Here is a 22,203-nt window from a genome sequence, read left to right as displayed (position 1 = left end):
GGGCTCACCAGCCGCCTTAGGATGCGCGCAGTGTATTTCCCCGAGCGGTAGCCGAAGACGCTTATCCGACTTTGTATACTTCGCAGTTTACATTAATTGCGAAAAACAGCCTTACTTTTTTTCTGTTAGTAGTGATTATTAGTGTCATTATAAGTTTAACCCTTTAACGTTTGAATTTACTTTATTAGTGCGAAAGTGATGAATTGACAAAAGAACTCTCCTATCCAGATTCACTGGATAGGAGAGTTCTTTTTGTTTGCAACATCAGCTCGGCTTGCTCGAGGCAATGGCAGCTGAATAGCCTCTGGTTTTGTTAATTAAAACCAGTTTGTATGGAATGTTCCTTCTTTATCTTTACGCTCGTACGTATGGGCTCCAAAGTAGTCACGTTGGGCCTGAATCAGATTTGCTGGCAGATTTTCTGTGCGGTAGCTGTCGAAATATGCAACTGCACTTGAGAATGTCGGCACTGCAATACCGTTTTTAATTGCAACGGCCACTACTTCACGCAATGCGGATTGATAGCCTTCCACTACTTCCTTGAAATAAGGATCAAGCATCAAGTTAGCCAATTCCGGTTCACGATCATAGGCATCTTTGATTTTTTGCAGGAAGTTGGCACGGATAATACATCCACCACGCCAGATCATAGCGATATCTCCGAATTGGAGATTCCAGTTGTTTTCTTCAGAAGCTGCGCGCATTTGGGCAAACCCTTGTGCATAAGAAACTATTTTACTCATATACAATGCTTTGCGAACCGCTTCGATCAGTTCCTTGCGATCGCCATTATAGTTTTCGGTCTGTGGTCCACTCAGTACTTTACTTGCTTTTATACGCTCATCTTTAAGTGAAGAGATGAAGCGTGCAAATACAGATTCAGTAATCAATGGTAGTGGTACGCCTAAATCCAATGCGTTTTTGCTTGTCCATTTACCAGTTCCTTTTTGGCCAGCCTTATCCATAATGACATCTACCATTGGTTTCCCAGTTTCATCATCTGTTTTCGTAAAAATGTCAGCTGTGATTTCAATTAGATAGCTGTCAAGCTCACCTTTATTCCATTCAGTGAACACTTCATGTAACTCCTGAGCTTCCATGCCGAGTACATTTTTCAAAATATCATATGCTTCGGCAATCAATTGCATATCGCCATATTCGATTCCGTTATGAACCATTTTTACGAAATGACCGGCACCATTTGGTCCAATATACGTCACACATGGGTCACCATCAACTTTTGCTGAAATAGCTTCAAAGATTGGTGCCACTAACTCGTAAGCTTCTTTCTGACCACCAGGCATCATGGAAGGGCCATTAAGTGCTCCTTCTTCTCCACCTGAAACTCCTGTTCCGATAAAGTGGATCCCAGTTTCATCAAGCATTTTATTACGGCGGATTGTATCTTCAAATAATGTATTACCACCATCTATTAGAATATCGCCCTTTTCAAGATACGGCTGCAAGGATTCGATTGTTGCATCTGTTGCAGGACCTGCTTTAACCATCAATAAAATTTTACGTGGCTTTTCAAGTGAATTTACAAATTCCTCGATTGTCTCGCCACCGACAAAGTTTTTGCCTTTTGCTTCATTTTCCAAAAAGCTTTGCGTTTTTTCATATGAACGGTTAAATACAGCGACAGAATATCCTCTGCTTTCGATATTTAACGCTAAATTTTTACCCATTACCGCTAACCCAATAACACCAATTTGTTGTTTCAAGATAAATCATTTCCTCTCTTATGACTATATTTGAAATGAATCATTTACATTATACATAATAACTGCCTGAAATAAAATTACCTAGATTCCAAAGTAACGTTTTGCATTTTCATAGCAAATATTTTTTACATATGTTTCAAGCAGTGCCATGTCTTTTGGCGCTTTGCCCTGCTCTACCCATGTTCCTAGTAAATTGCACAATATCCTTCTGAAATATTCATGTCTAGGAAATGAAAGGAAGCTTCTGGAGTCAGTCAGCATTCCAACAAAATTGCTGATCAGCCCTATATTCGCCAATGTTTTCATTTGATCTTCCATACCATCAATGGTGTCATTAAACCACCATGCTGTTCCGAACTGAACTTTACCGGGAATCTCATCGCTTTGGAAGTTGCCTGCCATCGCAGCCAAAACATTGTTATCGCGGGAATTTAAACTATATAAAATTGTTTTTGGAAGTTTATCCTTGATATCCATCGCATCGAGCAGACCTGACAATTTATTGGCTAATAATCGATCGCCAATGGAATCGAAACCACTGTCCGGACCGATTAATTGAAACCTTCTCGTACTGTTGTTCCGCAACGGATTGATATGCAGCTGCATAACCCAGCCTTTATCAGCATAGAGCTCACCAAGTGTGACCAGGGTGAAGGTTTTAAACTGCTCCACTTCCTTTTCAGATAATGCTTCTCCATTTAAACGTTTTTGAAAAATGGTTGCTGCCTCGCTCTCCGTTGCAGGCTCATAAAACATTACATTTATTCCATGATCGGAGCTTTTGCAGCCATTCTCATCAAAGTAGTCGACACGTTTAGCCAATGCATCCAGAAATGCACGGTAGTTTTCAATCGATGTATTGGTTGCTTGTTCCAACTTTTCAACCCAGGCCTGGAAATCTTCATTTTCGATGCTTAACCCTTTATCAGGCCTGAACGAAGGAGAAACAGTCATCGAAATGTTTTCCTTAGCCAGCTCCTGGTGGCTTGCTAAATCATCTGTTGGATCGTCCGTAGTTCCGACAAATTCGACATTTTTATTTTTTAATAAGGATCTTGTTGAAAGCTCCGGTCTTGCCAACTTCTGATTGGCTTCTTCCCAGATTGATGCTGCAGACTCTTCATTCAGCAATTCATCGATATCAAAATATCTTAGCAATTCCAGATGTGTCCAGTGATAGAGCGGATTTCCAATTGTATTTGGTACCGTTTTTGCCCAGGCGATAAATTTTTCATAGTCACTTTTATTTCCTGTTATATAATCCTCGCTTATCCCATTTGCCCTTAGCGCACGCCATTTATAGTGGTCTCCGCCCAGCCATACTTCAGCTAGATTTGAGTAGTTCTTATCCTGGAGTATCTCATGCTGGTTCAGGTGGTTATGATAATCAATAATCGGTAAGTTCTTTGCCGTATTGTGATATAGTTCCTTTGCCGTATCATTATAAAGCAAAAAATCATCTGTAATAAAAGTTTTCACTTTCAATCATCCTTTCCTTCTTATAATGAGAATCGTTTGCAATTTTTTCCTGACGTATTCATCATAAAACCTAATTTTAAAAATTGCTACTGGAAATAATTAATTTGTTTACTAAATAAACTATTTATCGTATACTTGTCTTATGATATATGTAAACGTTTTAATTTTCAAGCGTTTCACATATTTTTTTCAACTAAATTTCCAATGACGTAAGGGGGATATATCCAAAGAAAGACTCGTCAAATTATCAGGGGTAATAATAATGGGCTTTTTAATATACCTGCTTATATCGATATCCAACTAAATAATAGGTGAAAAACTCACCATGCTTTACCCATTTGTTTGTTTGAAATAGCGTTTCAAGGGGAGTTTAAAATAGACAAGTGATTTTTTTATAACTGGAATTAAAATTTAAGCGCATCCATACTTTTATCTCCTAAAGAGAAAACTTAACGAACAGTGGATTCAATAATAACAACTACGAGGAGGTTACGTAATGAAGAAGATATTAATAATGATAGCAGCGATTCTTATTCTCGCCGGCTGTCAAAATGCAACAGGCAATTCAGAGGCAAGGGAACTTAAGCTTGCGCATAATCAGTCACTCGATCACCCGGTACACAAATCATTAGTGGAATTTGGAAGGTTAGTGGAAGAGAAGTCGAACGATTCGATCCAGGTTAAGATATTTCCAAATGGGCAGTTGGGTAGTGAAAGAGAAGTTATTGAACTGACACAAACGGGGGCAGTAGATGTTTCCAAGGTAAGTGCCAGTGCATTAGAAGGCTTTGAATCCGATTATTCCATCTTCAGTCTTCCATATGTTTTTGAAAGCTATGAGGAATTTGAACAGATCATGAATGATAAGTCCATTACAGACCAAATTTATCAACAGACTGAAAAGATTGGGTTTATCGGTCTGACTTATTATAATGCTGGCACAAGACATCTATATACAAAAGATAGAGAAGTGCACGATGTTTCGGATATGCGCGGTTTAAAAACTCGGGTACAGCCAAGTCAAACAAGCGTTAAAATGGTTGAAGCATTAGGTGGCATCCCAACAGCGATGGCTTATGGAGAAGTATATACTGCCCTGCAATCTGGTGTCATCGATGCGGCCGAGAACAATGAAACCGCTTTAGTCGGAAACAATCATGGAGAAGTTGCCAAGTATTATATGTACACTGGCCATCAAATTGTACCGGATATGCTGATCATGAATGCTGAAAGCTTTAATCGATTTTCTGAAGAGGAACAAACAATCATACAGGAAGCTGCAGATGAATCAACCGTCTTCCATGAAGATGTATGGTCAGCGGCAATAGAAGAGCAGACACAGATTGCAAAAGATCGAATGGGAGTGGAATTTATCGAAGTAGATAGAGACCCATTTATCGAGGCTGTACAACCTCTTCATAAAGCGTATGCCAAGGATGAAAAAACAGAAGCTATCTATCAACTGATAATGGGAGGGAAAGCAAATGACTAAATTTAAAGACATGCTTGATAAGACACTCTTGACGTTTTCATCCATTCTTTTGATTATGATGGTCATCTTTTCCATATGGCAAGTGCTTGCACGGTATGTATTTAACATTTCTTCTCCAGGTACCGAAGAAATCACAAGGTATTTACTGATTTGGTTTGGATTAATGACGGCTGCATACGTATTTGGAGCGAAGAAGCATATTGCAATCCTTTTCTTCAGAGAAAAGTTCAATGACCGAACGCTGGCCATATTTGAAAGAGTTACCGATGTACTGATTATTGCACTTACATCCGTTCTTATGGTTTATGGTGGAATGAAAGTAGTTCTATTGACTTCTGCACAGACAGCGGCGTCTACAGGAATTTCCATGGCAATCGTATATGCCGCTTTACCAGTCAGTGGGATTCTTATCATCCTTTATACTGTTCACAGTATGTTGATCGGTAAGGAAACCCAGAATGAGGAGGTTGGTGTCTGATGGAAACAATTGCAGGAATCATATTATTTATCAGCTTTTTCTTTTTATTATGGTTTGGAGCTCCAATTGCAATAGCAATCATTGCTAGTTCCGTTTTGACCTTTCTATTTGTTCTTCCCTTCGATGTTGCCATAATGACCTCTGCTCAGCGGATGATAACGGGGATAGATAACTTTACCATGCTCGCCATCCCGCTATTCGTATTATCCGGTATCATTATGAATACAGGCGGGATAGCTTTTCGATTAGTAAACTTTGCGAAAGTACTTGTTGGGAAACTTCCAGGCTCGCTTGCCCATACAAATGTTGTGGGAAACATGCTTTTTGGAGCAATTGCCGGTTCCAGTGTTGCCTCAGCGGCAGCAATGGGCCGAATTATGACACCTATGCAGGACAACCAAGGGTATAAACGAACCTACTCTGCAGCAGTAAATATTGCTTCTGCACCTACAGGGTTGATCATCCCGCCAAGTTCTGTGTTAATTGTCTATTCATTAGTAAGTGGCGGAACTTCGGTTGCAGCTCTTTTCATGGCTGGCTATATCCCTGGTATCCTTTGGGGATTGGCTGTTATGATTGTTGCCTTTTTCATGGCGAAGAAGGAAAATTATCCGGTATCAAAGTTACCGAGCGTTAAAGATGTGTTTTATATTGTCGGCAGTGCCATTCCAAGCTTGCTTCTTATTGTTATCGTAATCGGCGGTATCATCGCAGGAATATTCACTGCAACAGAAGGTGCTGCAGTTGCCGTACTATACTCGACTATCCTTGCATTGGTATACAAGAGCCTAAAAATTAAGGATATTCCGGTGATTTTAAAAGAAACGATTGAAATTACTGGTATGATTCTATTCCTGATAACTGCTTCTGCGCTATTTTCATTAGTAATGTCGTATTTGGGATTACCTGAAACAATCAGTAATGCCCTGTTATCCATTACAGAAAACCAGATTGGAATTATGCTGATCATGCTTGTTATCCTGCTTCTTGTAGGAACATTCATGGATATAACGCCAGCTGTACTCATATTCACACCAATCTTTTTACCGGTAGCCCAAAGCTTCCAAATTGACCCTGTACACTTTGGAATGATTCTATGTTTCGCTTTATGTATCGGGAACATGACACCACCAGTAGGAAGTGCATTATTTGTCGGTGCCAGTGTTGCAGATGTGAGAATCGAGCAAGTAATTAAAACACTGCTCCCGTTCTTTGCAGTAGTAATTATAGTACTACTATTTGTTACGTTCGTTCCGCAGCTAAGTTTATTCTTACCAAACCTATTCGGACTATAGGGTGCCTGTCACTCCCCGAATTTTGTCGAACAAAAAACTCCCAGACCAAAAGGTTTGGGAGTTTTTTAAAACGGTAATATGATTAACGTTGTGAACTGAGGTGCACGATGAGCGCCTTTAAGACCGTAATTTTACTTTCTTTTATCTCAGCAATTTCAAAGGATTTTTTATAATAACCAACTATTTTTTCTAACGTATCATTAAATTTTTTATCCCGTCGCCCACCTTCAGTTCGTCTCCTTCGATACCGTCGACAATGTTTTCCACCATGCTGAGGTCCTTCCCTGCATCCATCCTTATACCGTTAGCAGCCTGTCGAATAACGTTGGACTCAATCCTGATGTCCGAGGGTATTCCAATACCCCTTCCTTCAGTACCGCGGTCCTCACTGAGCCGGATGGCCCAGAACCCGTCAGTCCCTCCAGTGATGTGGTTACCGTGCAACTTCGTTCCTGGCGCATTGCGGACCTCGATTCCGGCTTTCGAATCCTCCCCGGCGGTTATCCTGTTGTCCTCGATGAGGGTGTCCGGAGTTCCCAGTATGACAAGGACTCCCTGACGGTTTCCAATCAGGTCGTTGGAGTGTACCCAGTTTCCAGGTCCTGAGGCGTCGTGCTTGTTCTTGGACCCTCCAGAATTGCCCAAAGCGATGCCCGCCCGATCCCCGCCGGTGACCGTGTTGTCTCGGATTTCGTTCAGGTATTCACCCTCGCCGTGCAGGTCGATGGCGTCAAGGAGGCTGCCGACGATGGTGTTCTCAGCCACAAGATTGTTGTGCGTTGGGAACTGCAGCAGAATGGCGTGCCGCAGATGCTTGCCATCGAATGTATTGCCGATGACGACGTTGTGCCGGGAATCGTTGGCGGCATTCGGATCGTGCTGGTCCCTTGACCCCTCAATAGCAATGCCGTAGCCCTGTCCGCCGGGGCCGACGGCAGTTGCCTCGCTGATATAGTTTCCGGAGAGGGTCACTTCACGGCTTGCCTTGACTGAGATACCGTGGCGCTCGAACCTGCGGATGCCCAAATTCTCCACCAGCACTCGGGAACTGGGCTGCCCTTTTGGGGCTCCAAGGTAGATTCCGTACATCGGGCCGCCACTCGCATCGCCGTCGTCGGGGTCGTCGCCGAGTGGCCCCTCATGTCGGGAGGTGATGGTAAAGTCAGCGACGATGACGTCATGGACGCCTGAGCCGCGTATTACCCTGCTGTCATCCTCGCCATCAAGGGAGGTCAGCAGCACCGTACGCTCCTGCCCTTCACCGCGCAGGTCCACGCCGCTGCGAAGCACGATGTTCGCCGACTCGTCGGTCGGGTCAGTGGTGCGCAGGTCATACGTGCCGGCCGGCAGCAGGACTTCGTCACCCGGTTCGGCCGCGTCCAGGGCCGCCCTGATGGCTGCTGCGTCGTCGTGTGAGTCCGGATTCGGATCTGCCCCGAAGTCCGAAACGTCCAGTGTCCTGCCCGATGCCGGATCCGGCATCGGCACCTCGATCGGGTTGCCGGACCGGTCCACCAAGCCGGGAGCCTGCCAGTCGCCGTGCTCGGACTGGGCAGGTTCCACGTTTTCACCTCTCTCGGACGGTATCGGTTCTACAGTTTCATCGCTCTCGGCTGGCTTGTCAGGTTTCTCGACGGTGCATGCGGCCAAGAAGACCATCAGAACAAGGAACACCAACCACGAATGCCCTAGAGCTCGCCTGCTATTCCGAGCGTATTTCTTCATCAACTACTCACATCCTTCCATGACTCTCGTCGCCCATGAAGGCGTCGAGAAAAACGATAAGCCCGCGGCCTCGGCGTGATTCGCCAAGCCCCGCGGGCTCACCACTTTCGAGATGCCTGGCGACCCCTACCAGGTCGCCATCGTCATCCCATAGCGAGGGACCCATTGACGGGTGTTTCCCTTGCTATCTTCCTTACTGAGTTTGAAATTTCAACGGCACGCTCTTTTCCAGCGGGGTGTCTGCCGAGGAACCACCAACATGCACTTGGTACTTTCCGTCAACAGTTTCCCACTCGCCATCAGCCCAGTTCTCCAGATTGTCCGGCTCTTCCGGAGTGAAATAAGAGAATGGGTGGTTAGAGTCAGCCTGGTTAATTTCCACAGTCACACGCTCACTCTCACCAGGCTCAAGATCAACCTTCTCAAAGTTGACAAGACGTTTAGTTGGCTGTCCTGCCTCGTCCGGAAGTGTCAGATAGACCTGTGCCGCTTCTTTTCCGGCAACGTCACCTGTGTTCTTGATTGTGAAGGACACTTCAATACCGGTCAGGGAACTCTTGTTGCCTTTTCCATTCGAATTACCTTCACCACGTACCTTTTTCACCTTAAGGTCATTATACTCGAAAGTCGTATACGATAGACCGTGTCCAAATGAGAATACTGGCTCCACATCGTTTGCTTCATACCAGCGGTAGCCCATCTCTAGACCCTCAGTGTATTGAGCGATTAATTGGTCGGAACCGTCACCGTATGGGCCTGGTCCGCCTGTCTTACCAGTGTCCTGACGCGTTCCAGGGAATTGCACTTCTGTTGCAAAGGCAGCTTCACGCTCGGTTGCACCGAATGTCATAGGCAGCTTACCGGAAGGATTGACTTTACCGTAAAGCAAGTTGGCTACGGCATTTCCATCCTCCATGCCTGGGAACCAAGCTTCAAGTACTGCAGGTACTTCATCCAGCCACGGCATAAGCACCGTACCGGAAGTCTTCAGAACTACAGCGGTATTTTCCGCATTCGCCTCAAGAACCGCCTCGATTAGTGGCTCCTGCTCCACATAGTTTTCTCGATCCTTATGTTCATCAAGGTCGATGGCAGGGAAACCAAGGGTATCGCGGTCCACAGTCTCATGTGGGTTGTCACCGATCATGAGAAGTACGACGTCGGACTCAGCGGCCAGCTCAGCGGCAGCCTCAGGGTCACGGCCATCGTTGTATGTTACTTCAGTGTCATAGCCTAGTTCCTCGATAACGTTCTCCAGTCCTTCTTGCGGAGTGACCGTATAAGGAGTATTTACGTTATCGTTATTGTCCCGAATAGAGCGTGGGGACATCTTTGCCTCACCTGCGAACCACTCCAGGCCGATCAATGCGATTGACTCCGGTTCACCGTCCAGTGGCAAGAAGTCGTTATCGTTCTTTAACAGTACGGAACCTTCCTCTGCCATCTTACGAGCACTTGCACCGTTAGCAATCGGATCGACAATCTCCGGCAGGAACTCATCGTAAGGCTCATCCATATGTCCATACTCGATCATCTTGATGTAGCGTGGACGAAGAAGATTATCGATGTCGTCCTCGGTTACTTCACCAGAATCAAGAGCATCCTGGATTTTCTCCTCTGTGTAGTACTGTGGTGCCCAGTCTAGCTCGACATTCGTGCCCGCCTTGATGGCAGCAACTGTGTCGTGAATTGCGCGACGGTCACTCATAACATAACCGTCAAAGCCCCAGTTATCGCGCAGGGCATCTTGAAGCAATTCAGAGCTATCACAAGCATAAGTGCCGTTAACATCCGGGAAGGAGCACATCACGGAGGCTGGGTCAGCATCCTTGACGGTCATCTCGAAAGGCAGCATGTACAGCTCGTTCATGGTCTGTGAAGGAACCTGGACACCCATCGTCCATCGCTCAGTCTCTTGCTCGTTACCGGCCAAGTGCTTAAGCTGTGCCTGAACGCCTTGGTCCTGGATGCCTTTGACTTGTTCAGTCGCAAGTATACCAGTCAAATACGGGTCCTCACTGAAATATTCATAGTTACGGCCACCGTACGGGTGACGTATTAAGTTCATGCCAGGCCCGAGCATCACGTGATGCGCGAAGGCACGTGTTTCTTCGCCGAGAATTCGGCCAGCCTCATAGTTCAGCTCACGGTTGAAGGTTGCAGCCATCGCCGGGGTAGACGGTAATCCCGTCGCCTCCGGATCATTGCCACACGATCCGCCCTTCACGCCAGTACCACCGTTGGTCATGCGGATTGTGGGGATGCCCAGTTCCTCGATCCCACGGATTTGTCGGCCAGTGTCCTGCCACTCACACCCTGGCAAGGTACCCTGAGGTGCGAATTCGCCGTTTTGGTACTCGCTTGTACCACCCTTGTCAATGACGACTGTCTCACCTTTGTCGTTCTCATTGAAGCGTGAAACAGCAATTTGCTGGATCTTCTGTTCCATCGTCATCTCATCGAGAAGCAGCTCGGTGCGCTCCTCAGCAGACAGCTCGGTGTTCATCCAAGGGTTGGTCCCTTCCGTTCCACCGGTCATCGCATTAGCAGGATTTACTAACGAAGACATGAGGATCATTGCTGTCATAAAAATTGAACTAACTCGTTTTTTCATCTCAATCTCTCCCTTACAAACTATGTATCTTTTCTATGTACTGAAATATTTCGTTTTAACCTCTCCCTTCTCACTTGTATTAGTTTATCCACCAAACTATTTATTGTCTATTAGTCTAATGTACGATTAATTACAGAAATGGATCAAAAAAACACGCTATTAGTAACACTCCTATAGTCCTGAAAGAGGTACTCAAATAGTGTAGCAAGCAATGATTTATCAAATAAACATCAAAATATATAAATTTTAATGAGCATTATACTTCATTTTTCTAATATACTGAACGCCTGGAACTACTTCTATGTATTAAATAAGCGTCGTCACTATCATATTTGAAAAGCTAATCGCGGTGAAAATGGATACTGCAATCTCACTCGCTAATGGCACGTAGAAGGTAAAATGAGATTTTTTGACTTGCTTATCTAAATGACAAGCATGCAAGTTTCTTTAAACGTCATACGGAGTTCAGTTACCATTCATGAATTACTTCATACGCAAGCATCATTACTTTTTGAAGCCTGTGCGACTATCAATGATATACAAGTTCGCTTGAGACATTCAAACAACTCTGAATAGCTATACCCATATCACAAATGCAGCAAAAGAAAAGGTAGCTCATCTATTTGAAAACTTCATGGATTTTTGAAAGAGCATTCAATTCAATTCTCAAGGTAAAAAAATTTTTGGAGAGGGTTTGAAAACATTGATATCTAAACGATATTAACGTTTTGATAATGAGGTGCACGACGAGGCCTTTAAGACCATATTTCTTATGTTTTTTTATGCTTCATATAACAAGAAGAAAAACGCTTGGAACAGGCGTTTCTTCGATTCTTATTCTAGAAACGTGCCCTTTAATGGAATCATCATCATAAGGAACATATAAGACGGATTTAAAAATTTAATACTCATCAATTAGATTACTGTTTTTATCGAAAAACTTATAATTTGTATACATGCCCATTATCCGAGTGTGATAAATCAATTGAAGTAACTTCTCATTAACATTAGATTCTTGTTTATTTATTTGTTCATTTACACTAACTTGCATTTTGTAATTTTTCAATTGAAATGCACGTGCCTACTTTCACAGGTCTTTCCCCATTTTATCTTTGTTCAGCTATACTATCCAATTACTAAATAAAGTTGAAATCAATGATACTAATCTTTACGTACAATTTTGGAGGTTAAAAATATATTTATTGTAAATGGAGGATAATCTTCAATCTATTTTTTTTATATACGTAAGGATTTGTTTATAAATAATAAACCTAAAATCACTTAACAAAAATACTTAATATGACTTATAATAATGTTAAAAAGGAGGCAATTGATATTTACCAAGAGGAAAGATTATTGACGATTTTAGAAAATCTAAGAGATCACAATAAGATCTCCAGTCAGGAAGTCTGTAATATGTTGATCATTTCTCGTGATACTGCACATAGAGATGTTATCAAGTTAATTGAGGAAGGGAACTGCATTTAGAACCCATGGCGGAATTGCATTATCACATCTTAAAGATGAAATAAAAGCTTATGAAGATTCTGCTATAATTTTTTTACTTTGCAAATCGAGAAGATGCATATATTAAAAAGATAGTGGCAAAGCGTTCAAAACAAGTCATTTTTTTAGCAAACTAAGAAAAGTTTAATCACACTAGCCTCTATAAAGGATTCTCATTTTCTAATATAATTAAAAAAGTTGATTACGATAAAGACCTACCCCTTAAATTTTTGGAAAAATCATAAAGATCAGACGTGTAAATTGGAATCGTTTTAGACTAAGTATTAAAATAAGCAAAAGAGGTTAGAGAAGGGTACGTGTTGGGGTGGTTGGTACAAATGGTAACAGGCCAATTTCTGCATGTCCAAACCCAGTTAAAAACTTTCAGCTAACAGCCGTCTATTCAAAAAGAACAGGTAGAGATTCGATCTATTGAACAATTGACAGTTAAACACAACCGTGTCCCTTAATGCATTAATAATTGAATGAATTTTTTGTTTTAACTGATAACAAGGATGCAGATTATTCATTAAACCCTAATAAAATTTCATATAAAACAATGAAAGCGATGGATAGAATAAGAGAACATGTCAGCCTTAATTATCCGAGTGATAATCAGTGTAAATCTGATCTTATTTAAAAATGAAAGGATGATGAAATGATGTTATTAGTGATTGATTCAGCTAACATAGAGGATATCAAAGAACTTGTTGACTATTTTCCAATTGACGGTGTAACTACAAACCCTAGTATTATAGTTAAAGAAAAAAAGAACTTTTTACATTTACTTAAAGAAATTAGAGATGTAATCGGAAATGATAGAGAGTTATACGTACAAACATTAACATTTAAAGCAACAGAAATCGTTGAAGAAGCAAAGTATATTATCGAAAAAGTTCCAGGTAAAGTGGTGATTAAAATCCCTGCTACAATCGAAGGGATAAAGGCAATTAAAATATTAAAAACATTAGGTATCAGAACAATGGCGACAACAATATACACGCCGCTACAAGGATATGTTGCAGCAAAAGCAGGTGCCTCTTATGTAACTCCCTATGTTAATCGCATTGATAATCTTGCAGGGGATGGTATACAAGTTGTTAAAGAATTAACACAAATATTAGATAAACATAAGTTTAACTGTCAAATACTCGCTGCAAGCTTTAAAAACGTTCAACAAGTTCATAATGTTTGTGTCAATGGGGCACATGGTGTAACACTTGCACCAGATATTATTAAAAACTTGCTTTCACATCCTTCAACTGAAGCTAATGTCAGCATGTTTAATGATGACTGGTATAAAGAATATGGTGTAAAGTCCTTATTAAATCAAAATGATGTGAAGATATAGTATATTATCATTATGAGTACATTTTAATTAGTCGGAAAATAGGCTGAAAACGATTTGCGAAGTTAGGGAAGATGAAATTTTTGTTATTCATCTTCTTTGTTTTCAATAAAGAAAATATTTTATGACGGAATATTCAAGAAAGCTTTTCTATGGGGATACACTAAACTATTGGTATTTTTATTTAACCCTAAGTAACAAAGTTGACCGTTTTCTACCTGTTCTCCTATTCTGCATCATATTAATGAGCAAACCCTATTTACTGGGTTTGCTCTTCTTTTAGTGATTGATATAATGTTGCAGCTGATTAACCCTGAGACAGGAAAAAGGCAATTAACAACACGCAGGGGATATAAAACAAAAAAAGAATTACAAACAGCCGTTGCTAAACTAAATTAGCCAGTGGTATATCAATAAAAAGAATGAAAACCTTACTTTTCATAATGTATTTAATCAGTGGTGATTTCAAATAATTTTAAAACAGTCAAATTAAGCACAAAGAGATCTATTGAATCAAAATTCGATAAGTATATATTGCCCCTCTTCGGTAAATGGGTCAAAAGCACTTTTGGGCATAAAAAAGACCCTTTCCACATAAGTGAAAAGAGCCTTGAAACTTAAGTTTATTAACGTTTTGAGAACTGAGGTGCACGACGAGCGCCTTTAAGACCGTATTTTTTACGTTCTTTCATACGAGCGTCACGAGTCAGGAATCCTGCACTCTTCAAGCTTCCACGATATTCTGGATCTGCTTCAAGAAGAGCACGAGCGATACCATGACGGATTGCACCAGCTTGACCAGTGAATCCACCACCATGAACGTTAACTAAAACATCGTAAGTTCCTTGAGTTTCAGTTGTAACTAATGGTTGGTTCAAAATTAATAGTTGAGTTTCATATGGGAAATAGTCTTTTGCATCGCGACCATTGATTGTAACATTACCTGTACCTGGTACTAGACGTACACGGGCAGTTGAGCTTTTTCTACGGCCTGTGCCGTAATATTGTACTTGTGCCAATTGATTTACCTCCTTTTAATTATCCGCGAAGTTCGTAAGCTTCTGGTTTTTGTGCTTGATGTGTATGTTCAGCGCCTCTGAATACATGCAGTTTTTTACCCATTTTACGTCCCAAAGAACCTTTTGGAAGCATGCCTTTGATTGCAATCTCAAGCATTTGTTCAGGGTATTTTGTACGCATTTCGTCAGCATTGCGTTCTTTTAATCCACCTGGATGGCCAGAGTGACGGTAGTACATTTTGTCGTTGATTTTGTTACCTGTTAATTCGATTTTTTCCGCATTGATAATGATCACATTGTCACCAGTATCAGCATGTGGTGTGTAAGTTGCTTTGTGCTTTCCGCGAAGGATTGCAGCAACTTCACTTGCTAGACGACCAAGACGTTGGCCTTCAGCATCCACAACAAGCCATTTGCGTTCAATATTTGATTCATTCGCCATGAAAGTTGTGCGCATGATAGATTTCCCTCCATATATCGATAATTCATTTTTATTTTCATTCGATTTTTATATTCTTAACATAATTAGATTCCGGGGCTAATCATGGTTTAGAAATAAAATGCCATATATCATAATATAACATTATACCGCTTATTGTCAAGGGTCTGAACGATTTAATTAGAAAAAATAAAGTTATTTTTCTACTTTTCATTATATCTTACATTCCACAAGTATAAACCTTGCGGAGATATCGTTTTTCCAACCTGCTGGCGATCCTTTTTTTCAAGAAGCCCGATAATATCTTCTGGGTTTCTGCGGCCTTGACCAATATCCAGCAGCACACTGACCATAATGCGGACCATATTGTACAAAAAACCGCTCCCCCGAAAAATAAATTCTACTTCATCCCCCTGTTTCTTACACGAGGCATGATAGAGTGTTCGTACTTTCTCTCCCTTAATGGTCGACTTTGCCGAGGAAAATGTCGTAAAATCATGTGTCCCTTCCAAATAGCGGCATGCTTCCTGGATTTTTTCCACATTCAGCTCATAGGGGAAATAATAGGCGTAATTTCGCTTGAAGACATCAGGCTCCTCTGCATTCCAAACATAATAGTGATATTCCTTTTCAACCACACTATATCTTGCATGGAAATCTTTGGTTACCTCGGTAACCTCCTGAATGTAAATATCATCCGGAAGAAGGGTATTCAGTGCTCGTTTCCAATTATTTTCAGGTATTTTGTACGGGGAATCAAAATGAATTACCTGCCCGACGGCGTGTACGCCCGTATCCGTGCGTCCTGAGGCTTGCAGGCGTATTTCAGACCCTTTATGCACCTCTTTGAGTGCGCTCTCGAGAACACCCTGTACGGTCCGATATTGGGGCTGGACCTGAAAACCGGAAAACCCGGAGCCATCATATTTCACTACACATTTCAATCTTGCCATTCTTATCCAGCCTTTCTCTTAACCATACGTCCTTGTCATGAATAGACCTGCAATAACAAAAGCAAAGAGAATGAAAATAAAAATATCGTTTCTTTCAATTTTCAATTCGCGAAGCTTTGTACGACCTTCTCCACCTTGATACCCCCGCGCTTCCATGGCCATTGCAAGTTCCTCAGCACGCTTAAAGGCACTGACGAAAAGCGGTACCAACAGAGGGACGATAGCCTGAATTCTATCTTTGACCGGTCCTGTTTTGAAGTCTACTCCACGGGAAGCCTGGGCCCTTGAAATTTTATCTGTCTCCTGCAGCAATGTTGGAATGAACCGTAATGAGATCGACATCATCAATGCAAGTTCGTGAACTGGAAACTTAAACCGATTCAAAGGATGAAGCATATCCTCGATTGCATCTGTTATCTCTATCGGGGTCGTCGTTAACGTCAGCAGGGATGTTACGAGAATCAACAAGAAAAAACGTACAGAAATTGCAATCCCTTGAATAAGACCACCGGAATAAAATTCAAAAATCCAAAACTCTGCTATAACTGTACCTTCTTTCGTAACAAATAAGTGCAATATAAAAGTAAACACAATTAAAAACCAGACAGGCGTTAGACCCTTAATGATAAACCGAATCGGTACTCTGGAAGTCAACATGCTTGCGAGTGCAAATACAGTTAATAGAGTATAGCTTGCTATGTTATTTGCTAAAAATACGATAAACACAAAGAAAAAGATAATCGTGATTTTCGTTCGTGGATCCAGTCGATGCACCAACGAATCTCCAGGCACATATTGTCCAATGATTAATGCGTTATTCATCTTGATTCAGCTCCTTAATAATCTGCTGAATCATCTGTGCAATCTCCTCGACCGATTGATTTCTGAAAGGAATCTGTTGTCCAAACTTTTCCTCAAACCTGTTTAAAAACTGGACCATTTCAGGCACATCCAGCTGCACACTCTGAAGGGCTTCCTTCTGGCTGAATACTTCTTCCGGTGTACCTTCCATAAACTTAGTACCTTTATTAAGAATTAAAATCCGATCTGCATACTTCAAGGCGTCTTCCATACTATGTGTCACAAGAACAGTTGTTAAGTCCTGCTCGTTATGCAGTCTATAGAACATATCCATGATTTCCTTTTGACCTCGGGGATCAAGGCCTGCAGTTGGTTCATCGAGTACAAGGACATCAGGTTTTACCGCCAGCACACCAGCAATGGCAACTCTGCGCATTTGCCCCCCACTCAAATCGAAAGGAGATCGTTCCAGGACAGATTCCGAAAGACCCACTGCCGGTATGACATCCTTTATCCGTTCTTTAATCACCGCTTCCGGGACCCCAAAGTTTTGCGGTCCAAATGCGATATCCTTTGCAACCGTCTCTTCAAATAACTGGTGTTCAGGATATTGAAATACCACCCCTACACGGCTTCGCAATTCTTTCATATCTTTAGGTTTATGTTCCTGCGATAAACGATACTCCCCAATCCGAACTTCGCCTTCTGTTGGAACAGAAAGACCATTTAGATGCTGGATCAGCGTTGATTTACCTGAACCAGTGTGACCAATGATAGCAACGATTGATCCTGACTCGATATGAAAGGAAAGATCTTGAATAGCCTTATGCGCAAAAGGTGTATTCTGTTGATAGATGTAGGTTACGTTCTCGAATGTAATGTCCATAGGTCCTCCAACAATTCTTCATGATTTAATGGTGCGGCTCCAAGATGAACACCTGCATGTTTCAGTTCCTCTGTCAGAATAGCAACAAAGGGCACGTCCAAGCCAATTTTCCGTAATGCTTCTTTTTGTGTAAAGATTTCACGTGGCGTAGATTCCTTCCACAACTCCCCATTATTCATAACAATTACTCGGTCGGCCTGTACAACTTCCTGCAGATCATGTGTAATTGTAATGAGTGATAACCCCCTCTGGTCCTGGATAGATCCGACAGTCTCCATAATTTCTTTTCTGCCGCTAGGATCCAACATTGCCGTTGCTTCATCCAAAATAAGTACTTTAGGGGAGATGGCAAGTACGCTCGCTATCGCTACCCGTTGTTTTTGACCACCGGAAAGACGATGCGGCTCCGTTAACCGATAGTCCTGCATACGTACTGCTTTGAGCGTTTCAGAAATCCTCTTGTTCATTTCTTCTCGTGGAACGCCGCGGTTTTCCATGCCAAATGCAACATCATCCTGGACCGTCGCACCGACAAATTGATTATCGGGATTTTGAAATACCATTCCGACTTCTTTTCGGATATTCCATATAGACTCTTCATTTACTTGTTTTCCATCTATTATAATCTCGCCTTCTTGCGGGAAAAGCAATCCATTCAACAGCTTGGCGATTGTCGATTTACCTGAACCATTATGTCCAATAATGGCAACCCATTCATTTTCATAGATTTCAAAGGAACAATTTTTTAATACCCAGGGCCCTTCATCTCCGTACCTGAATGATACATTCCTAAACTCTACTAACTTTTTTCTCATCTTAAAACCTCCTCTACCTCTAAGCGCAAGCCCCGGGGATTGATATGTATGTCATATGTATGTGATAACTTCTCGTTTAGTTTAGATTTAATAAGTTCGCATGTCCAGTATCGCTTCGGCGAACGATTTCTGGAGCATAGGCAGTAGACACTCCGAGCGCTAAAACCGGCGCTCTGCGGTCCCTTGTCTATGCCCTCCGTCTCTGGGCGAGCCCGCTGCACTTTTCTCTGTCTAGTATCGCGTGGGCTAGAGACTACGGGGCATAGGCAAGGGACACTCCGAGCGCTAAAACCCAGCGCTCTGCGGTCCCTTGTCTATGCCCTCCGTCTCTGGGCGAGCCCGCTGCACTTTTCTCTACTAGATCTAGCTTCGGCTCCTAGAAACTCCCGTCATAAGCAATTCACACTCCAAGCGCGAAAACCATGCGCTTTACGGTGCCTTGCTTATGAGTGCGTTTCTGAACAGTCGCCTCAGCCTTTCAATCTACAAAAAAAGGGCTTGGATTAACCTCGTGAGAGAGATTGAGTCCTGCCCTTGCCGCATGTAGTTGATTATACCAATTCGATGATTGCCATTTTTGCTCCATCACCTTGGCGTTCACCTAGTTTAAGAACACGTGTGTATCCACCTTGTCTGTCTTCATAACGTGCAGCAACATCATCAAAGAGTTTTTGAAGAACACTGTTTTCTTCATCTGCTTCTTTGTTGTACAAGAATGCTGCAGCTTGACGACGTGCATGTAGATCGCCACGTTTTCCAAGTGTAATCATTTTTTCCACTATCGATTTAAGCTCTTTCGCTTTTGCTTCTGTTGTTTCAATCCGTTCATGAATAATTAAATCAGATGCAAGGTTGCGAAGCAGTGCCATACGATTGTCTGTTGTACGTCCTAACTTTCTAGCCACGGACTATCCCTCCCTTTTTTGAAACTCTAAAGGTGACTGTATAAATCAGTCATCATCGCGCAAACCTAAGCCTAGGTCCACTAATTTTACTTTTACTTCTTCTAACGATTTACGGCCTAAATTACGTACTTTCATCATATCCTCTTCAGACTTGTTGGCAAGTTCCTGAACAGTATTGATTCCTGCACGTTTTAAGCAGTTATATGACCTGACAGAGAGATCAAGTTCTTCGATTGTCATTTCCATGACTTTCTCTTTTTGATCTTCTTCTTTTTCAACCATGATTTCAGCATTTTGTGCTTCGTCTGTCAAACCAACAAATATGTTAAGATGTTCTGTAATGATTTTAGCGCCTAAAGAAACTGCTTCTTCAGGGCGAATGCTGCCATCAGTTGAAACATCTAAAGTTAATTTATCATAGTTTGCCACTTGGCCTACACGTGTGTTTTCCACTTGGTAAGTGACACGTGAAACAGGCGTGAAGATAGAGTCAATAGGAATTACTCCAATTGGTTGCTCATCACTTTTGTTTTCTTCGGCCTGGCGATAGCCACGACCACGCTCAGCTGTCAATTTCATGTGCAAATTGCCTTTGCTATTAAGCGTTGCGATATGCAGATCCGGATTCATTACTTCTACGTCACTGTCATATGTCAGATCGCCAGCAGTAACTTTTCCTTCACCTTGTACATCTATTTCTAATGTTTTGGGTTCATCAGAATAGATTTTTAGAGCGAGTTTTTTCAGATTCAAAATTATTGTTGTCACATCTTCCACAACACCATCAATCGTTGAAAACTCATGGAGTGCTCCGTCAATCCGAACTGTAGTAACTGCAGCACCTGGTAGTGAGGATAATAAGATACGACGCAAGGAGTTTCCAAGAGTGGCACCATATCCACGTTCAAGCGGTTCAACCACGAATTTTCCAAATGTAGCATCATCGCTGATTTCAAGCGTTTCAATCTTTGGCTTTTCTATTTCGATCATTCAATAAAACCCTCCTTTAAAACGTCGAAACCCCGGCTAGACATCCGTCTAACCGAAATTCCTCAAATAAGGCAGTTGGCGTTTCTGCGCTACCTGTATTTCTTTCGTACGAGTCTGTCTTGGATGCTAGTGATTTTTGCTTTTTATTTAAGCTATCATAACCCATTATAGACAGGGTGACAAATTCTATACGGTATAATTATACACGACGACGTTTTGGTGGGCGACAACCATTGTGAGGAACTGGTGTTACATCAACAATTGCTGTAACTTCCAAACCTGCTGCTTGTAGTGAACGAATAGCGGCTTCACGACCGGCACCAGGGCCTTTAACAGTAACTTCTAATGTTTTCATGCCGTTTTCGACCGCTGTTTTAGCTGCAGTTTCGGCTGCCATTTGTGCAGCAAAAGGAGTAGATTTACGTGAACCTTTGAAGCCTAATGCACCAGCAGAGCTCCATCCGACAGCATTACCACGTGTATCTGTAATTGTTACGATTGTATTGTTAAATGTAGAACGGATATGTGCTACACCTGACTCAATATTCTTTTTCACACGACGTTTACGTGTATTTTGTTTACGTGCCATTGATTGCTTACCTCCTTACTTTACTTTTTCTTGTTAGCCATTGTCTTACGAGGGCCTTTACGAGTACGTGAGTTGTTTTTGGTTTTCTGACCACGAACTGGTAATCCGCGACGGTGACGAAGACCTCTATAAGCTCCGATTTCGATTAGACGTTTGATGTTAAGTGATACTTCACGACGAAGGTCACCTTCTGTGTCATATACATCCATCGCTTGACGGATTTTTCCTAATTCTTCTTCCGTTAAATCACGTACACGAGTGTCTTCAGAAACGCCAGCTTCTTTAAGGACTTTCTGTGCGGTAACTTTTCCAATTCCATAAATGTAAGTCAATGAAATTACTACACGTTTGTCACGTGGAATGTCAATGCCTGCAATACGTGCCATCTACAATAGCACCTCCTTGTTTTTAGCCTTGTTTTTGTTTATGTTTCGGATTTTCGCAAATCACCATTACTTTGCCTTTGCGTTTGATGACTTTGCATTTTTCGCAAATTGGTTTAACAGATGCTCTTACTTTCATCATCTTTACCTCCTTTTATATCGGAGCTCGTTTATTTATAACGGTACGTAATTCGCCCTCTGGTTAAATCATACGGAGAAAGTTCAACCGTCACTTTATCACCCGGTAGTATGCGGATAAAATGCATACGGATCTTACCAGATACATGCGCTAGGACCGTATGGCCATTTTCAAGCTCAACTTTAAACATCGCATTTGGCAATGTATCCGTTACGGTACCTTCAACTTCAATTACATCATCTTTCGCCATCGTGTTGATCTCCCTTCTTCAAATCAGTCACAACCTCACCTATAAATTTAGTTATGGCAAATCGCAATTTCCCATTTGTGACACGACCAGTTTCTAGAAGGCTGTTTTGGACTTCAGGGGAAACATAATCCATCGTCTCAATATGATGCAGATTCTTCTTCTTTGGTCTATTCGTTTTGCGCTTCTCCCCATCGGCAAGCAGTACAAAGCGATCATCAATGATTTGAATAACAACTGCGTATTGACCCGCCTCGCGTCCTTGCTTAATACGAACTATCTGACCCATCACCGGAATCGAATCATTTTCGCACAACAGCGCTCACCATCACTTAGGCTATCGTTAAATTTATAATAGAAAATAGAGTAACTATTA

General features: G+C 42.0%; 23 protein-coding genes. 6 read left to right on the top strand and 17 right to left on the bottom strand.

The features are described from left to right. Nucleotides 1-317: 317 nt before the first annotated feature. Both gndA and uxaC read right to left on the bottom strand, forming a co-directional pair. Nucleotides 318-1,727 (bottom strand): NADP-dependent phosphogluconate dehydrogenase, encoded by a 1,410-nt coding sequence (gene gndA, locus A4245_RS14870; RefSeq protein WP_067729295.1) that lies wholly within the window; start codon nt 1,725-1,727, stop codon nt 318-320. A 78-nt stretch (nt 1,728-1,805) separates the two neighbouring features. Beyond that, on the bottom strand, nt 1,806-3,203 hold the full coding sequence (uxaC, locus tag A4245_RS14865; RefSeq protein ID WP_067729298.1) for a glucuronate isomerase: 1,398 nt from the start codon (nt 3,201-3,203) through the stop codon (nt 1,806-1,808). A 496-nt stretch (nt 3,204-3,699) separates the two neighbouring features. On the opposite strand from uxaC, the gene A4245_RS14860 reads away from it, so the two are divergent. From A4245_RS14860 to A4245_RS14850, 3 genes are read left to right on the top strand one after another with little or no spacing between them, the layout of a single operon-like run. Beyond that, nucleotides 3,700-4,695 carry a TRAP transporter substrate-binding protein gene (locus A4245_RS14860; RefSeq protein ID WP_067729292.1) on the top strand — a complete coding sequence of 332 codons (996 nt, stop codon included), beginning with the start codon at nt 3,700-3,702 and terminating at the stop codon, nt 4,693-4,695. After that, nucleotides 4,688-5,173, top strand: a complete 486-nt coding sequence (locus A4245_RS14855) for a TRAP transporter small permease (protein ID WP_067729290.1) — start codon at nt 4,688-4,690, stop codon at nt 5,171-5,173. The genes A4245_RS14860 and A4245_RS14855 overlap by 8 nt, the downstream gene beginning before the upstream one ends. Then, nucleotides 5,173-6,468, top strand: coding sequence for a TRAP transporter large permease (locus tag A4245_RS14850; protein WP_067729288.1), 1,296 nt, complete (start codon nt 5,173-5,175; stop codon nt 6,466-6,468). The genes A4245_RS14855 and A4245_RS14850 overlap by 1 nt, the downstream gene beginning before the upstream one ends. Before the next feature lie 189 nt (nt 6,469-6,657). On the opposite strand, the gene A4245_RS14845 is transcribed toward A4245_RS14850, so the two are convergent. Together A4245_RS14845 and A4245_RS14840 are read right to left on the bottom strand one after the other, a co-directional pair. Further along, nucleotides 6,658-8,193, bottom strand: a complete 1,536-nt coding sequence (locus tag A4245_RS14845) for a right-handed parallel beta-helix repeat-containing protein (RefSeq protein ID WP_084268827.1) — start codon at nt 8,191-8,193, stop codon at nt 6,658-6,660. Between the two features lie 193 nt (nt 8,194-8,386). Further along, nucleotides 8,387-10,441 carry a beta-glucosidase gene (locus A4245_RS14840; RefSeq protein WP_407668393.1) on the bottom strand — a complete coding sequence of 685 codons (2,055 nt, stop codon included), beginning with the start codon at nt 10,439-10,441 and terminating at the stop codon, nt 8,387-8,389. 1,665 nt (nt 10,442-12,106) lie between these two features. On the opposite strand from A4245_RS14840, the gene A4245_RS20990 reads away from it, so the two are divergent. The 3 genes from A4245_RS20990 (at nt 12,107) to A4245_RS20865 (ending at nt 14,060) form a co-directional block, all read left to right on the top strand. After that, nucleotides 12,107-12,295, top strand: a complete 189-nt coding sequence (locus A4245_RS20990; protein ID WP_407668391.1) for a DeoR family transcriptional regulator — start codon at nt 12,107-12,109, stop codon at nt 12,293-12,295. A gap of 679 nt (nt 12,296-12,974) precedes the next feature. Continuing rightward, nucleotides 12,975-13,664 (top strand): fructose-6-phosphate aldolase, encoded by a 690-nt coding sequence (locus A4245_RS14835; RefSeq protein ID WP_067729282.1) that lies wholly within the window; start codon nt 12,975-12,977, stop codon nt 13,662-13,664. 291 nt (nt 13,665-13,955) lie between these two features. Continuing rightward, nucleotides 13,956-14,060 carry an Arm DNA-binding domain-containing protein gene (locus A4245_RS20865; RefSeq protein ID WP_157087735.1) on the top strand — a complete coding sequence of 35 codons (105 nt, stop codon included), beginning with the start codon at nt 13,956-13,958 and terminating at the stop codon, nt 14,058-14,060. A gap of 227 nt (nt 14,061-14,287) precedes the next feature. On the opposite strand, the gene rpsI is transcribed toward A4245_RS20865, so the two are convergent. The 13 genes from rpsI to A4245_RS14770 form a co-directional block, all read right to left on the bottom strand. Then, nucleotides 14,288-14,680: a 30S ribosomal protein S9 gene (rpsI, locus tag A4245_RS14830; protein WP_067729280.1), complete on the bottom strand. Its 393-nt coding sequence runs from the start codon at nt 14,678-14,680 to the stop codon at nt 14,288-14,290. Nucleotides 14,681-14,699: 19 nt separating this feature from the next. Further along, on the bottom strand, nt 14,700-15,137 hold the full coding sequence (rplM, locus tag A4245_RS14825) for a 50S ribosomal protein L13 (protein ID WP_067729278.1): 438 nt from the start codon (nt 15,135-15,137) through the stop codon (nt 14,700-14,702). 185 nt (nt 15,138-15,322) lie between these two features. Next, nucleotides 15,323-16,072, bottom strand: coding sequence for a tRNA pseudouridine(38-40) synthase TruA (truA, locus tag A4245_RS14820; protein WP_067729276.1), 750 nt, complete (start codon nt 16,070-16,072; stop codon nt 15,323-15,325). 18 nt (nt 16,073-16,090) lie between these two features. Continuing rightward, nucleotides 16,091-16,894 (bottom strand): energy-coupling factor transporter transmembrane component T family protein, encoded by an 804-nt coding sequence (locus A4245_RS14815; RefSeq protein ID WP_067729274.1) that lies wholly within the window; start codon nt 16,892-16,894, stop codon nt 16,091-16,093. Next, on the bottom strand, nt 16,887-17,759 hold the full coding sequence (locus A4245_RS14810; protein WP_067729271.1) for an energy-coupling factor ABC transporter ATP-binding protein: 873 nt from the start codon (nt 17,757-17,759) through the stop codon (nt 16,887-16,889). Before A4245_RS14810 ends, A4245_RS14815 begins: the two co-directional genes overlap by 8 nt. After that, the gene (locus A4245_RS14805) at nt 17,735-18,574 is read right to left on the bottom strand and encodes an energy-coupling factor ABC transporter ATP-binding protein (RefSeq protein ID WP_067729269.1); all 840 of its coding nucleotides are present in this window, start codon (nt 18,572-18,574) and stop codon (nt 17,735-17,737) included. The genes A4245_RS14810 and A4245_RS14805 overlap by 25 nt, the downstream gene beginning before the upstream one ends. Before the next feature lie 551 nt (nt 18,575-19,125). After that, complete coding sequence (gene rplQ, locus A4245_RS14800; RefSeq protein WP_067729267.1) at nt 19,126-19,479, bottom strand: 50S ribosomal protein L17; 354 nt, start codon at nt 19,477-19,479, stop codon at nt 19,126-19,128. Between the two features lie 45 nt (nt 19,480-19,524). Then, nucleotides 19,525-20,469 (bottom strand): DNA-directed RNA polymerase subunit alpha, encoded by a 945-nt coding sequence (locus tag A4245_RS14795; protein WP_067729264.1) that lies wholly within the window; start codon nt 20,467-20,469, stop codon nt 19,525-19,527. A 199-nt stretch (nt 20,470-20,668) separates the two neighbouring features. After that, complete coding sequence (gene rpsK, locus A4245_RS14790; RefSeq protein ID WP_067729262.1) at nt 20,669-21,058, bottom strand: 30S ribosomal protein S11; 390 nt, start codon at nt 21,056-21,058, stop codon at nt 20,669-20,671. Nucleotides 21,059-21,078: 20 nt separating this feature from the next. Then, complete coding sequence (gene rpsM, locus A4245_RS14785) at nt 21,079-21,444, bottom strand: 30S ribosomal protein S13 (RefSeq protein ID WP_067729260.1); 366 nt, start codon at nt 21,442-21,444, stop codon at nt 21,079-21,081. 22 nt (nt 21,445-21,466) lie between these two features. After that, the gene (gene rpmJ, locus A4245_RS14780) at nt 21,467-21,580 is read right to left on the bottom strand and encodes a 50S ribosomal protein L36 (protein ID WP_010095733.1); all 114 of its coding nucleotides are present in this window, start codon (nt 21,578-21,580) and stop codon (nt 21,467-21,469) included. Between the two features lie 31 nt (nt 21,581-21,611). Then, nucleotides 21,612-21,830 (bottom strand): translation initiation factor IF-1, encoded by a 219-nt coding sequence (gene infA / locus A4245_RS14775; protein ID WP_010652072.1) that lies wholly within the window; start codon nt 21,828-21,830, stop codon nt 21,612-21,614. Next, nucleotides 21,817-22,143, bottom strand: coding sequence for a KOW domain-containing RNA-binding protein (locus tag A4245_RS14770; protein WP_067729258.1), 327 nt, complete (start codon nt 22,141-22,143; stop codon nt 21,817-21,819). The genes infA and A4245_RS14770 overlap by 14 nt, the downstream gene beginning before the upstream one ends. Nucleotides 22,144-22,203 lie beyond the last annotated feature (60 nt).

The sequence above is a fragment of the Oceanobacillus damuensis genome, assembly GCF_001618145.1.
Classification (GTDB): Bacteria; Bacillota; Bacilli; order Bacillales; family Amphibacillaceae; genus Oceanobacillus; species Oceanobacillus damuensis.
The sequence above is the reverse complement of the archived record's forward strand: the minus strand, read 5'-3'. Positions and strand labels throughout refer to the sequence as shown.